12 protein-coding genes are annotated in these 14727 nt (G+C 40.8%); 5 read left to right on the top strand and 7 right to left on the bottom strand.

Annotated features, from left to right (window positions below; genetic code table 11):
- Positions 1 to 140 precede the first annotated feature (140 nt).
- Together EZJ28_RS06600 and EZJ28_RS06605 are read left to right on the top strand one after the other, a co-directional pair.
- Positions 141 to 707: a fasciclin domain-containing protein gene (locus EZJ28_RS06600; RefSeq protein ID WP_131396145.1), complete on the top strand. Its 567-nt coding sequence runs from the start codon at positions 141 to 143 to the stop codon at positions 705 to 707.
- A gap of 133 nt (positions 708 to 840) precedes the next feature.
- Positions 841 to 1422, top strand: a complete 582-nt coding sequence (locus EZJ28_RS06605; RefSeq protein WP_131396147.1) for a DUF4136 domain-containing protein — start codon at positions 841 to 843, stop codon at positions 1420 to 1422.
- 54 nt (positions 1423 to 1476) lie between these two features.
- On the opposite strand, the gene pheT is transcribed toward EZJ28_RS06605, so the two are convergent.
- The 4 genes from pheT to recG form a co-directional block, all read right to left on the bottom strand.
- Positions 1477 to 3903, bottom strand: a complete 2427-nt coding sequence (pheT, locus tag EZJ28_RS06610) for a phenylalanine--tRNA ligase subunit beta (protein ID WP_131396149.1) — start codon at positions 3901 to 3903, stop codon at positions 1477 to 1479.
- Between the two features lie 132 nt (positions 3904 to 4035).
- Entirely contained in the window at positions 4036 to 4938 is a 903-nt protein-coding gene (locus tag EZJ28_RS06615; RefSeq protein WP_131396151.1) for a M48 family metallopeptidase, read from the bottom strand.
- 217 nt (positions 4939 to 5155) lie between these two features.
- Positions 5156 to 5941 (bottom strand): membrane lipoprotein lipid attachment site-containing protein, encoded by a 786-nt coding sequence (locus EZJ28_RS06620; protein ID WP_131396152.1) that lies wholly within the window; start codon positions 5939 to 5941, stop codon positions 5156 to 5158.
- Between the two features lie 137 nt (positions 5942 to 6078).
- Complete coding sequence (recG, locus tag EZJ28_RS06625; RefSeq protein ID WP_131396154.1) at positions 6079 to 8178, bottom strand: ATP-dependent DNA helicase RecG; 2100 nt, start codon at positions 8176 to 8178, stop codon at positions 6079 to 6081.
- A 127-nt stretch (positions 8179 to 8305) separates the two neighbouring features.
- On the opposite strand from recG, the gene EZJ28_RS06630 reads away from it, so the two are divergent.
- Genes EZJ28_RS06630 through EZJ28_RS06640 form a run of 3 tightly spaced genes read left to right on the top strand, consistent with a single transcriptional unit; the run spans position 8306 to position 12247 of the window.
- Positions 8306 to 10420, top strand: coding sequence for a M1 family metallopeptidase (locus EZJ28_RS06630; protein WP_165499039.1), 2115 nt, complete (start codon positions 8306 to 8308; stop codon positions 10418 to 10420).
- Position 10421: 1 nt separating this feature from the next.
- Positions 10422 to 11324 carry a patatin family protein gene (locus EZJ28_RS06635; protein WP_131396158.1) on the top strand — a complete coding sequence of 301 codons (903 nt, stop codon included), beginning with the start codon at positions 10422 to 10424 and terminating at the stop codon, positions 11322 to 11324.
- The gene (locus tag EZJ28_RS06640) at positions 11324 to 12247 is read left to right on the top strand and encodes a patatin family protein (protein WP_131396160.1); all 924 of its coding nucleotides are present in this window, start codon (positions 11324 to 11326) and stop codon (positions 12245 to 12247) included. Before EZJ28_RS06635 ends, EZJ28_RS06640 begins: the two co-directional genes overlap by 1 nt.
- Here the strand turns inward: EZJ28_RS06640 and EZJ28_RS06645 are convergent.
- From EZJ28_RS06645 to EZJ28_RS06655, 3 genes are all read right to left on the bottom strand, one after another.
- On the bottom strand, positions 12231 to 12752 hold the full coding sequence (locus EZJ28_RS06645; protein ID WP_131396162.1) for a hypothetical protein: 522 nt from the start codon (positions 12750 to 12752) through the stop codon (positions 12231 to 12233). The two genes, EZJ28_RS06640 and EZJ28_RS06645, sit on opposite strands and share 17 nt — an antisense overlap.
- A 96-nt stretch (positions 12753 to 12848) precedes the next feature.
- Entirely contained in the window at positions 12849 to 14126 is a 1278-nt protein-coding gene (locus EZJ28_RS06650; protein WP_131396164.1) for an amidohydrolase, read from the bottom strand.
- Positions 14127 to 14133: 7 nt separating this feature from the next.
- The gene (locus tag EZJ28_RS06655; RefSeq protein WP_131396165.1) at positions 14134 to 14670 is read right to left on the bottom strand and encodes a DsrE family protein; all 537 of its coding nucleotides are present in this window, start codon (positions 14668 to 14670) and stop codon (positions 14134 to 14136) included.
- Positions 14671 to 14727 lie beyond the last annotated feature (57 nt).

Consider the following 14727-nt stretch of genomic DNA (forward strand, 5'->3'; position numbering starts at 1 on the left):
AAGAATAACAATTGAAATAAACGGATTGCTCTAATCCTGCCAGGTGTACACTTGTTAATTATAACCCAATTGGCTGCTTTTTAAAAACTGTTTAGGGGGCTTAATCCTTAAATTAATATAAAAATTTTAAAACTGCAATTATGAAAAAGCTAAGAATTTTTACCGTATTAAGTTTACTCCTTTTGATAGGAAATCTGTCCTTTGGTCAGAATGATATGGCCGAGACCAAAATGGTTGGTGGCGCCGAGATGTATCCTAGCAAGGATATTGTTGAGAATGCTGTCAACTCCCAAGATCATACAACCCTGGTAGCTGCTGTAAAGGCAGCAGAGTTGGTTGATATACTTAAAAGCGATGGGCCGTTTACGGTTTTTGCTCCTACAAACTCTGCTTTTGAAGATCTTCCCGCCGGAACCGTGGAGAGTCTTCTGAAGAAAGAAAACCAGAAGAAACTCCAGGCTGTTTTAACCTATCATGTACTTGCAGGGGATTATAAAGCCGGTGACATTGTGAATGCTATTCAGAAAGGTAATGGAAAGGCCAGTTTTGCTACAGTAAATGGAGGAAAAGTTTCTGCTATGTTGGATGGGAATCAGGTAAAACTGCAGGATGTTGCCGGCAACGTTGCTACCGTAACCACGGCCGATGTAGATCAGTCTAATGGAGTTATCCACGTAATAGACAGTGTTCTTTTGCCAGCAGACTAGGATTTTCTAAACAGAACTTAAAAAAGCGGCCTAAAGCCGCTTTTTGCGTTAAATAAACGTCAAAATCAGGAAGCAAGCTTTTTATTTACTGGTATTACGGTTATTTTGAATAAAACTGAAAATTTTTAATGCTATGAAATTTGTAAAATCCATGCTTCTTTTGCTTGGTGTTACTTTGGTCTTTGCCGCCTGTGGATCGGGTGGTCCCAGTGCCAAAAACGATGCAAAAAAGCTGAAATCCTATAACACCTATGCTTTTCTTCCCAATAAGGATACCATTATGAGTCGGGAATATGACAATGATTTGATCCAGTCAACCATCATAGAAACGGTAACTGCCAATATGAGCGAAGAGGGTTACAGGCTGGAAACAAGGCAGCCTGATGTGCTGGTGCATATTCACCCTATGTTTGATGAAAAGGTGGAAGTTAATGCGAATCCCGTGTATACCAATTACGCCTATTACCGTCCGGGATTTTATCTGGGGCCGTATTATAATAATAATATGTATGAGAACTATTTCACCATACAGAGAGTTGATGGGCCACGAGTTAATCAGATACCTTACAGGGAAAGATCTATAGTTATAGATTTTATAGACCGCAGAACTAAAGAGATATTATGGAGAGGAACCTCTGGTGAAACCATTGAAACCCGAAGGATCCAGCGGGAGATAAGACAGTATGTAGATGAGATATTTAAAGATTTTCCATAAATACAGGAAAACGGACCAAAAAAAACCGTGTGAGGATCACACGGTTTTTTTAATTTATCTTAATTCAGCTTTCAGTTCTTTTTCAAACCTGTGCTGTAATTTACTCATCATCTTATCTACCTGCTTATCGGTAAGGGTTTTATTCTCGTCCTGGAATACAAAGCTAATCGCATAACTCTTTTTGCCTTCAGGCAGGTTCTTTCCTTCATAAACATCAAAAAGGTTCACTTCTCTTAAAAGTTTCTTTTCGGTCTGATGAGCGATCTGCTCTATTTCGTCATAAGAAACCGAATTATCCAGAAGCAACGCAAAGTCTCTTCGCATACTTGGATACTTCGGAATGGGTGAGAAGCTCATTTTCTGTGTTTTGGTCATCTCCAGAACTTCCTGCCAGTTGAAATCGGCAAAGATCACTTCCTGATCTATATCGAACTTTTTCAGGATAGATTTCCTTACAACACCAAATTCTACCAATCTGGCCTTTTTGGTGTTCAGCTGAATTCCTTCAGAAAAGATATCGCTTTTTGCGGCCTTAGCCTTAAGATTATTTATTCCCAGTTTTTGAAAGATCGAATTAATGACTCCCTTGAGGTAAAAGAAGTTTCCGTTCCCCGGAACGCTGTTCCAGCTCTCGGCCATTCTTTGACCGGTAAGGAACAGGGACAGGTGTTTGTTCTCTTCCCTTCCGCTTACATAAGAATGGTAAGTCTTTCCAAACTCGAAAACCTTTACATTATTCCTTTTTCGATTAATATTATAGCTGAGCGTTTCCAGACCAGAGAACAACATGCTTTGACGCAATACCCCTAGATCCTGACTCAGTGGATTCAGGATATCTACCTGATATTCATCTTTAAGCTCCTCGCTCAACTCATTATATTCAGCTGAAGTGAGGGAATTCGCCATTGTTTCATAGAATCCCTGACCTATTAGCTGGGAAGCGATCAGGTTCTGGACCTTATAATCTTCGAATTTTGAAGAATTGGCAACAGAAAGACTAAGCTTATCACCAAATTTGATATTGTTATATCCGTATACCCTAAGTATCTCTTCAATCACGTCAGATTCCCTCTGGACATCTACACGATAGGAAGGAATGGTTAGGCCCATTCCGGTTTCCGTCACATTATTTACTCTTATTTCCAGAGAGGCCAGGATTGACTTGATCGTTTCCTTAGCCAGATTCTCACCAATGAGCTTATTCACTTTTTCGAAGGTGAGAAATACCTGGAAATCTTCAATTTTCTTAAAGTAAAGATCATCAATGTCACTGGTGATCTCACCCCCTGAAATTTCCTTAATCAGTAAAGCCGCACGTTTAAGAGCATATTCCACGGAAGTAGGATCGATTCCTCTTTCAAATCTGAAAGAAGCATCTGTATTAAGACCATGTCTCTTGGCCGTTTTTCTTACACTAACCGGATTGAAATAGGCGCTTTCCAGGAATACCTGTGTAGTACTCTCGGTAACTCCACTGCTTATTCCTCCAAAAACACCGGCAATACACAATGGTTTTTCGGCATCGCAGATCATAAGATCCTCTTCATGCAGTTCTCTTTCAACCTCATCCAGGGTTGTAAATTTGGTTCCCGCCTTAAGTGTTTTGACATTTATTTCATTTCCGGCGATCTTGCCGGCATCAAAAGCGTGAAGTGGTTGCCCCAGTTCGTGCATCACATAATTGGTGGCATCCACGACATTATTCTTTGGAGTAATACCTATGGCTTTCAATCGATTCTTAAGCCATTTAGGCGATTCGGTAACTTTAACATCAGATAAGGTTACCCCGCAATAACGCGGTGCAAGATTGGAATCCTCCACCTTGATCTGGATCTTAAGGCTACGGCTATCTACATGGAAACTGCTCACCGACGGGGTGATTAGTTCCAGTTGTTGACCCTTTTGCTGATAACCGGCCTTCAGGTCGCGTGCAACCCCCCAGTGGCTCATAGCATCTGCCCGGTTAGGAGTTAGACCTATTTCAAAAACATCATCGTTTTCAACTTCAAAAATTTCGGCCACAGGAGTACCTGGAACCAGTTCATTATCCATTACCATGATACCTTCATGGCTTTGTCCAAGACCTAGTTCTTTTTCTGAACATATCATTCCATAGCTGGCTTCCCCGCGAATTTTTCCTTTCTTTATCTCCCAGGATTCTCCGGTTTTATCATAGAGAACTGTTCCTATGGTAGCTACGGGTACCTTCTGTCCTGCACCAATATTTGGCGCACCGCATACTATTTGCACCTCTTCACCATTCCCGATATTTACCCTGGTAAGTTGCAGTTTGTCTGCATTAGGATGTTTGTCGCAGCTTAAGACATGTCCTACCACTACGCCTTTCAGACCACCTTTTATACTTTGAAAGCTTGTGATGCCTTCTACTTCAAGACCGAGGTCTGTTAATAACTCTCCGGTTTTTTCGGCGTTTTCCGGTAACTTGATAAACTGTTTCAGCCAGTTATAAGAAATCTTCATGAATATTCTTTTTCAGGCTGCAAAGATAGTATTACCAATTTTTTTAGCATAATTATCGGCCAACTTTGAAAAGTCTATTATCAAAAAAGGGAAGCGTTCCCACTTCCCTTTTTAATTCTGGCTGAAGATATCTTAGTTATTTTTCTTAAAATTCATCTCGGCCACGGGGTTGTTTCCATCAGTATTACTAAGATCGTGGATTTCCCAGGCAATTTCATCTGATTTCTTTTTAAGAACATGTTTTACCTTTCTTTTTTTACCATCCTCTTCAAATTTTTCTATCATTACTATTTCTTGTGGAGAGGATTTTTCAATTTTAATGGTGGAAGGATCAATTCCCGTCAAGGAATTCCCTATCCAGACCATATCATATTCTTCATCTATGGCATCGTAGGTAATTATACGTGTACCTATATAGTCTCCGGCTTTATTATGCAGGGTTCCGGTAAGAACGGTTTTATTTTCATTGGTGGTGAATTGAACATTCCCCTCATTACGTAAGGTTTTTTTCCCATCCTGGTAACCAAAATTCTGCATTGCCCATTTACCTTCCAGGAACTGAAGTTCAGTGCCGGCCCCTTCCAGTTTTGCTAATTTGGTTTTGGAAGCTTCCAGCATCTGTGCTTTTTCTTCAAGATCTTCCATCGTGGCCGAAAGTTCTATAGCCTTTTGATAATGTTTTTTAGCTTTCTCCTCATCTCCTTTTTCCATTAACAGATCGGCATACGAGTCATAAGGGTTTGCTTCATTTGGATATTCATCTATCTGGGCTAAAAACACCTTCTCGGCGGCTTCCAGATCTCCTTCGCTCATCAACCTGTACCCCAGAACATTTAATGGTTCGGAAAGGAAGGTGTATTCATTCCCTTTTACCGGATTCTTGTCATAATTCTTTAGGGTTTTGTCAATTCCATTTTGTTTATAATCATTGTAAAGTTTTTCCGGAACATTTCCGGTTTCCTGTGCTACAGCAAAGCTCATGCAGAAAAGAAGCATAAGGCTCATCATTACTTTTGTGATACTTTTCATTCTCATAATCCTGAATTTTATAGTTTACTAATTAATTCTAATTAAAATCCGGGGGCGTGGGAAAGCAAAAGTGGGGAGGGTAAACAGGGGGTACTGATTTTATAAAACCTTAAGTTTATTGAAAATCAGGTTCTTAAAGATAAGGAAAAATGTTTTAAAGTTTTGGTGCTAAAAATAAAAAAAGGGCCGGAGCCCTTTTCTAAATATGAATTTTATTAGTTCTTTAATCTTCGCAACTTTGAGTGATGTTGGGTGTTAACTCATTCTTCTTAGAAATGTCATTAACTTTAAAATCGGTCCAGACATTATTATTTGGTGTGCTGCCATTGCACTCTTTTTCTAGACTCACAGTCCACCAATATGTTTCACAGGCCTCTAGATCTAAAAAAGCATGTTCGGTTTGCCCGGATTTAGACCATTCGGTTGTCACACTGCTATCACCCCATACAGAATTTACTGTTTGGGCAAAAGTGAAGATTATTTCGGCATTTTCCATATCTTCAGCAGGTAAATATGTAAAGGTGTAACTTCCGTCAGGGTTAATTACATAACTAAAATTTTCTTCACATTCAGAGCAATCCAGTACTTCCGCCTGGACATCAGTAAAACCTCCTGAGCCTATAATATACCGAAGGTCATAGGTGTCAGCTTCATCAAAGGTATAGAAGAAGCAGGCCTGAGTATTTTCAGCAGTATGAAATATTTGGTCGTAATACTCGTGATCTTCAGGTTCAATCTCTTCAGTCTCAGGATCGTCGCCATATTTTAGCAATTGAACCTGAACATTGGTAGTCTTTGGGTCGCCTTGTGGTTTCTTGGCCTGTGGAAAATTTAAGCAAAATTCGGCTTCCTCTCCTGCGCATAGATCACCAAAATCTAAAGATTCTTCAGTATTCTGTATTGCCGGTGTTGCATCGGCAGTCATAAGATCTTCATTTGAATCATAAGATTCTACACTACATCCTGAAAAGGCCAAAACAAGCCCAATCAGATAAATTATTTTTTTCATAATCGGTTAGTATTTAAAAAATTAGGACTATGAATGTACAGAAATGGGGGATATCCCCTATTTTTTGTAGCATCTTTTCGATGTAAGAAGAGAAATCATCGTTGTAGGACTTATATTACTGGTTTTTAAGTGTTTGTCTAGCTGATGTAATTCCAGATAGTCTTGTTCTTTACAAGACGGGAATAGGCGTTTTTGATCATCAGGTTCTTTTCCATAGAGAGGTTTGGATCCTCTTTCAGGATCTTTGAAGCGTAATATCTTGCCGATTTAAGGATGGAATTATCCTTAACAATATCTGCGATCTTCAGGTTAAGAACACCGCTCTGCTGAGTGCCCATAAGGTCTCCGGGTCCTCTTAGTTTAAGATCCACTTCAGCGATCTCAAAGCCATCATTGGTTGAGGTCATCGTCTCGAGCCTGGTCTTACTGTCTGCAGAAAGTTTATGGCCGGTCATAAGTATACAATAGCTTTGTTCGGCACCACGTCCAACCCTCCCGCGTAGCTGATGAAGCTGGGATAAACCAAATCTTTCCGCACTCTCAATTATCATCACACTGGCATTGGGAACGTTCACGCCCACTTCTATCACGGTTGTGGCTACCATTATCTGTGTTTCGCCACGTACAAACCTGTCCATTTCATAGTCTTTATCTCCAGGTTTCATCTGTCCGTGAACTATTGAAATCTGAAAGTCCGGGAATTCCCGGGCAATGCTTTCGTAACCATCCATCAGATCTTTGTAATCCATTTTTTCCGATTCCTGGATTAGCGGATAGACTATATAGACCTGCCTGCCTTTTTGAATTTCTTCCTTGATGAACCTGAAAACCTTTAAACGGTTACTGTCAAATCTGTGAACGGTCTTAACCGGTTTTCTTCCCGGCGGGAGTTCGTCTATCACCGAAATATCCAGGTCTCCATATAAACTCATCGCAAGTGTTCGGGGAATAGGAGTAGCCGTCATCACAAGAATATGGGGCGGAATTTCATTTTTCTTCCACAGTTTTGAGCGTTGTGCCACACCAAATCTATGTTGTTCGTCAATGATGGCGAGTCCCAGGTTCTTAAATTTTACTTTATCCTCCAGTAAGGCATGAGTTCCTATAAGTATATCGATCTGCCCGTTTTCAAGTTCTTCGTGGATCTCTTTTCTTTCCGAAGTTTTTGTAGAACCTGTGAGCAGACGAATGTTGACATCAAGATCCTGGCAGAGTTCGTTCAGGCCATTATAATGCTGAATGGAAAGGATCTCCGTGGGCGCCATCAAACAAGCCTGGAAATCGTTGTCCAGGGCAATGAACATGGACATCAGGGCCACGATCGTCTTTCCAGATCCAACATCTCCCTGAAGCAGGCGGTTCATTTGTGCACCGCTTCCCATATCGCTTCGTATTTCCTTAATCACTTTTTTCTGAGCGCCGGTAAGATCAAAAGGTAGGTGCTCCTGGTAGAAATTATTGAAATGATCACCGACCATATCAAAATTGAAGCCCTTAATTTTTTGCTTATGAAGCATATTCCTTCTCAACAGCTGGAGCTGAATAAAGAAAAGTTCCTCAAATTTAAGTCTGAACTGTGCCCTGGCTAGTAATTCCTGACTTTTAGGAAAATGCATATTAAAAAGAGCTTCCGATTTTGGGATCAGTTTCAGTTCATTTATGAGCTCATTGTTAAGGCTTTCAATGAATTTAAGACCCGTTTGCTGAAAAAGTTCCTGCATGAGCTTCATGATCACTCGGTTGGTAATTCCTTTTTTCACCAGCATTTCGGTAGAAGGATAAACGGGCTGCATCGCTGTTCGCAGATTCTTTTTATAGTCTGCAACCAGTTCCATTTCGGGATGCGGCATACTGAACATCCCATTGTACCAGTTGGTCTTACCAAAGATCACATAAGGCGTATTTAGCTTCAGGTTTTCCCTTATCCATTTATGTCCGCGAAACCATACCAGTTCCATTCGGCCTGTATCATCCACAAAATCGGCAACAAGGCGTTTTCCTCGCTTTTGTTCCACCATTTTGATATGTACGATCTTGCCAACAATCTGAACTTCGGAGGAGTTTCTCTGAAGCTGGGAGATCTTGTAAAAGCCTGTTTTGTCTATATAACGATTGGGAAAGAAATTGACCAGATCCCGATAAGTCGCAATATTGAGCTCTTTTTTAAGCAACTCGGCCCTGTTTGGACCTACGCCTTTTAAATACTCAATGGGGGTTTGCAACAGGTTCTGCATCATAAAAACGAAGATATTAAAACCGATTTATTTCTGAAGGCTACAATGGGAGAATAGCTGTTTTAAATAGTAAAATTTATGGATTGAAGCGCCGTTTTTGTATTTTGCAGAAGTTATTCTTCATGATTACATGCGAAATATTATAGCTTTTCTGGTCATTTTCCATTCAGGTATTCTGATGGCTCAGGAACAACAAATTTCCCAAACCGAATATTTCGATTTCCAACAAGTTGAAGCTGATGTAAAAATATGGCCATTTACAAAGCAGGTAGAAGGAAAGGTGGTTTATAGCCTTGATATTTTAAAGCATACGGATACGCTGTTTATTGATGGCCGAAAAATGCAGTTCCACGATCTCACACTTAACGGATCACCTGTTAAATTTTCGGGAAATGCTAAAGGTGTATATGTAATTCACAACTTTCTTCCCTCTAAGAATAATACGCTTGAATTAAGTTATAATGCCCGGCCGGAATCTGGTATGTACTTTATAAACTGGGAGTTTCCAGATATAGATGATTCTGAAAAGCAGGTATGGACTCAGGGGCAGGGCAGGTATACTTCAACCTGGCTGCCCAGCTTTGATGATATGGAGGAAAAAACAGAGTTCGATCTAAGCTTTGAGTTTCCTTCCGGGTATGAAGTTATAGCGAACGGAGTGCTGCAGAGCAGGGAAAAAATAAATGATTCGCTTACCCGCTGGGAATTCGATATGACCAAACCCATGAGTAGCTACCTTGTAGCTTTTGCCGCAGGAAAATATAAGTCTGAGGATATCTCCTCGGGAACAGGTGACAGGATCCGGCTTTTTTACAGACCTGAAGATTCCCTGATGTTAGAACCTACCTACAGGTATACTCAGAAGATCTTCGACTTTCTTGAAAAGGAGATCGGTGTGGCTTATCCCTGGCAAAATTATAAGCAGATACCAGTTAGGGATTTTCTTTATGCGGGAATGGAAAATACCGGAACCACAATTTTTTCCCATTCGCTTATGACCGATTCCATTGGTTTCAAGGACAGGAATTATGTAAATGTGAATGCCCATGAACTTGCTCATCAGTGGTTCGGGAATCTCGTGACCGAAAAGAACGGTAAACATCACTGGCTGCATGAAGGATTTGCAACTTATTATGCATTGCTGGCCGAAAAAGAGATCTTCGGAGAAGATTACTATTACTGGAAACTTTTCGAGACTGCCGAACAGCTCAAAGAACTGAGCGATACCGGCAAAGGTCAGGCTCTTCTTAATCCAAATGCAAGTTCACTTACCTTTTACCAGAAGGGGGCATGGGCTCTTCATATTTTAAGAGAAAAAGTGGGAGATGAAGCCTTTAAAAAAGGGATCAAGAAGTATCTGGAGCTCTATAGTTATGAGAATGTGGAGACCGACAATTTTATTGAAGAAATGGAAAAGGCTTCCGGAATGAATCTTTCAGAATTTGTCAAAAACTGGCTGGAACAATCGGCCTTTAAGGCTGAGGAGTCCCTGGAGTCCCTGAAAAGATCGGAATTTATAAGAGATTACCTCAACATAGCATCTTTAAGGGAAGTTCCGCTGGACCAGAAATATGAACTACTGGATGAAGCTTTAACCTTTCCGGTTAACGATTATACAGGACAGGAAGTGGTTCATCAACTAGCCGGTTTGGAATCGGCACAGGCCATCCAGTTATATAAAAAAGCTTTCCAAAGCAATAATCTGTATGTTAGGCAGGCAATCTCCATGAGCATGACCGGTATTCCGCCGGAGCTAAAAAAGGAATTTGAATCACTGCTGGAAGATGAATCTTACCTGACAAAAGAAGGAGCCCTGTACAGATTATGGGAGCAATTTCCATCAGAAAGAGGAAAATACCTAAGCGAGACCGCCGGATTGGAGGGCTTTTATAATAAGAATATCAGAATACTATGGCTTACGCTCAATCTTGTTACTCCAGAATTTGAAACTGAAAAAACAAATTCCTATTATGAGGAACTAGCGGGATATACTGCAGAATGGAGGCCTTTTCAGGTTAGAGAGAATGCATTCAGCTATCTGTACCAGATTGGAGCATTTAATCGTGAAAGCCTGGAAAGCCTGATTAGAGGAACTCATCATCATACATATAGTTTCAGGAATTTTTGTCGGCAATTGCTTTCTGAATTGCTAACGAACGAGGAGTACAGAAAAGAGCTAACCCAACTTTCCCAGGTAATGGCAGAGGAGGAAACAGTATATCTAAGGTCAAAAATCAACGGATAATATGCGCGCGCTGGTCATTTCGGGGGGAGGTAGCAAAGGTGCTTTTGCAGGAGGAGTTGCCCAGTATCTTATAGAGGAATTGAAAAGGGATTATGATCTTTTCATCGGAACCTCCACGGGTAGTCTTTTGATCTCCCATATGGCGCTTGGCAAAGCCGAAAAGGTAAGGAAGGTTTACACTTCGGTAAATCAGTCCAGCATCTTTAGCAGCAGACCTTTTTTGATAAACCGAAAACACGGTCACGATAATATAAGTATCAATCACTTCAATGTTATTCTAAACTTCTTAAAAGGAAGAAAAACATTTGGTGATAGTTTCCATCTTAAAAAGCTGCTCCAGAGAACATTTACCAGAGAGGAGTTTGAAGAGCTTAAAGCCGGTCCTAAAGATATAGTGGTTACGGTTTCAAATCTTTCCCTCAATGATGTAGAGTATAAGTCGATAAAAGACTATAATTATGAAGATTTTATTGAATGGATATGGATCTCCTGTAATTATACACCTTTTATGAGCCTCGTCAAGAAGAATGGTTGTGAATATGCCGATGGTGGCCTCGGGTCTATGGTGCCTATAGAGGAAGCGATAAAAAGAGGAGCTACCGAGGTTGATGCTATCATATTAAAGACAGAGGTCACTTATTTTAACAGGCTGCCCTCCAAGAACGTTTTTTCTTTGATAACCAATCTTTTTGCATTTATGCTGGATCGAATCGAACGCCAGAATATAGAAATAGGAAAATTTTCGGCCACGCATCACGATGCTATTCTTAATTTCTATTATACGCCCACGGTATTGACTACCAATTCTCTTATTTTTGATGAAGAGAAGATGACAGAATGGTGGGAAAGTGGCTTTGAATTTGCAAAGCATAAAAATAAACAGTTAGACCAAATTGAACCTTAATGCGAGCACTGGTAATATCGGGAGGAGGTAGTAAGGGAGCTTTCGCCGGGGGCGTGGCCCAGTATCTAATTCAGGAAAAAAAGAATAATTATGACCTGTTTCTGGGGACATCTACCGGGAGCCTTTTGATTCCTCACCTAGCGGCAGGGAATATTCAGAAGATCTACGATATCTATACCAATGTCACCCAACGCAAGATCTTTAGCATTAATCCCTTTATCGTCAAGAAAAAAGAGGGGCGGAAATATGTTACCATTAATTACCTGAATACTATCTGGCAGTTTATCAGACAGCGGCGCACCTTTGGAGAAAGTAAAGCTTTGAAACGTAATATAAGGAAGAATTTCTCTCATCAGGACTTTAGCCAGCTGAGGAGTAAGGTTAAAGATGTGGTGGTCACCGTTTCTAATCTTTCAAAGAACAGGGTGGAATATAAATCCATTCACGAATTTGAATATGATGATTTTTGCGACTGGATATGGATTAGTTGTAACTATATCCCTTTTATGAGCCTTGCACAAAAGGACGGTTATGAATATGCCGATGGTGGTCTTGGTTGCGTGGTGCCAATCAGGGAAGCAATAAAAAGAGGTGCTACCGAAGTTGATGCGATAATCCTCGAAGCTGAGAATATGGAGTATAATAAGATACTCGGAAAAAACCCATTTTCGCTAATGGTGAATCTTTTCGGATTTTTACTGGACCAGGTGGAATATCATGATATCGTTGAAGGAAAACTTGCAGCGATGAATAAAAAAGTTAAACTTAATATCTATTATACCCCTACAAAACTTACCGAAAATTCCCTTGTTTTCAATAAGAAGGCTATGACCCAATGGTGGCAACAAGGTTACGAATATGCCGAGAAGAAGGAACTGGAAAGAAAGGCTCAGAAATCCTCCTGGTTCAGATTAGGCTTTTAACCTCCGTTTTGATGTATGCCAGTGCGGCATCGGTAGGTGCCGGTTTGTCAATGAGACTTTTTAGCATAACCTCTCTAAGTTCATCCGGGGTGTTGATTTCTTCCCTGGAAGAAGCTTTCCTTATTAGTGTGATAGTTGCGTTTTTTGCCGTCTTTATATAATCCCAGCATTCATTACTTACATAGATCTGTTGCGCGATATTATGCTCAAATTCCTGTTCTATGGTGGCAATCAGCAAATTTGCATAAAGGTTGGCATCTTCTGAAGTAGCTTTGACTCTGAATAGGATCTTTCCTGGTGAAATTCTCTCAAGGAACAATGTGAGCCGCTCATAAGCCTGTAACCTGATTGGCAGTGCCGTCTTTCTATTTTCTCTCAGCATCAGGAACCTGCGACGGTTATCCTCATTTTTTGAATAGGTATGAAAAAAATAGAAGGCTACTAATCCCACAACAATAGCGGGTAAAATGGCGTAGAGAAAGTTGAGTATATCTGCTTCGTTCATCAAATAAAATTTTCTGGTCAGACTTTTGAAAATTCAAAGTTAATTGAATTTCCCGGGATTTGAACCTCCCGGGTTAGCCGGTTCCTGTTCGTTTAATTAAGATTGTGCATTCAGATAGTCCAGTGTTAACTGCGTCATTGTCTTAACCCCTAGTAGCAGGCCACTTTCATCAATAAAGAATTTCGGAGTATGATGTCTTGTAGGTTCTCCGTTTACAGGCATTCCACCCAGGAAAAAATACAGGCCGGGAACTTCTTCCTGGAAAAAAGAGAAATCCTCACCTCCTGTTGTAGCTTTCATGAGTTTTACATTTTCTTCGCCCGCTACTTTTTGAAGGGTAGGTAGCATCTTTGCGGTAAGGGCGGGATCGTTAAATGTGATCGCCGTGTTATTCTGTATCTCAATGCTTGCCTCCCCGCCATAGGCTTCTGCAATAGCAGGAACCAGTTCTCTCATTCTTTTTAAGATAAGTTTTTTGTTTTCTGGATCCAGCGTTCTAACAGTTCCAATCATTTCAGCTGTTTCCGGGATTATATTGAACCTCACACCACTGGTTATCTTTCCAACCGTAATTACCGAAGCCGATTCAGTTAACTCGGCATTACGGCTTATAATGGTTTGAAGACCATCAATGATCTTAGCCGAGATAAGAATGGGATCTACACCACTCCATGGAGCTGAACCGTGAGCCTGTGTGCCTTTCACATTTATCACAAATCTTTCCACCGCAGCCATGGTTCCTTCAGGTTTGTATTTAATGGTACCCACCGGTGTAGCTGCATTGATGTGCAGGCCGAAGATCGCATCCACGTCAGGATTTTTAAGCACACCTTCTTTTATCATCAACGAAGCTCCGCCTGCTTCCCCGGGAGGTGGTCCTTCTTCCGCAGGTTGAAAAATGAATTTTACGGTGCCGTTTATTTTGTCCTTATGCTGTGAAAGTATTTCGGCTACTCCCATCAAAATTGCCGTATGAGTATCATGGCCACAGGCATGCATTATCCCGGTTTTGGAACCCAGGAACTCGGTAGTGACTTCCGATTTAAAAGGCAGGTCATTATTCTCTGTTACCGGCAGTGCATCGATATCTGCTCTTAGTGCGACCGTCTTTCCGGGATTATCACCTTTCAGTATTCCCACCACTCCTGTCTTCGCAATTCCAGTTTGGGTTTCTATGCCCAGCGATTCCAGGTGAGCTGCGATCTTTTCGGCTGTTTTGAATTCCCGATTGGAAAGTTCAGGGTTTTGATGGATATCCCTGCGCCATTCAATTACCTTATCCTCTATGTTTTTGAATTCATTTGCGGAAATCTCATTTTGGGCAGAAAGAAATCCGCTAATAAGAATGGAAGCGGTTATTAAGTATCTTTTCATAGTAAATTTAAAATTTTATAAGTCTGTAATCCTCGTTTTGAAGCTGAACCAGGGCTGTCATTGCCGAGAGTGCGAATTCGGCATTTTCATCGGCTTTCTCTTTTGTTACCTTATGGTGAGCTGCGCTCTGTCCGCACAGGATCACCTGAACTCCATTTCTGGTGAGAGCCTCGATGAGAGGCAGGTTCGGATTTTTTTCTGTTTCCGGGAATTTCTCTGAATAGAACTCGTCCTTCATTACATCAAATACAGCATTTCCGTGAAGAACCAGCGCGAGCTTCATATTTTCTGGTTTAACCCCTGCTTTTTCATGCATGTTGAGATACCTGGCGGCGGTCTCAATAAGTTTATTAGGCTGGGAAGGATCAAAGCTCCTGTCTACATCTATTACTGCCTTAAGCAAATTTTTGGTATCAGTTTCAAATCCTGGAGATTCAATCGTGAAGGTCTGGCCATAATCCGGGATCATATTTCCCGGGCCATAATCCTGTGCAAAAACAAAAGATGAAATTAGGGAAGCAAACAACCAAAGATATTTTTTCATGGGGTGTTGATGATAGTTAAGGTTAAGATTTTTAAAGATATTAAATTATACTGCAAT

The sequence above is a fragment of the Gramella sp. KN1008 genome (assembly GCF_004332155.1).
Lineage (GTDB): Bacteria > Bacteroidota > Bacteroidia > Flavobacteriales > Flavobacteriaceae > Christiangramia.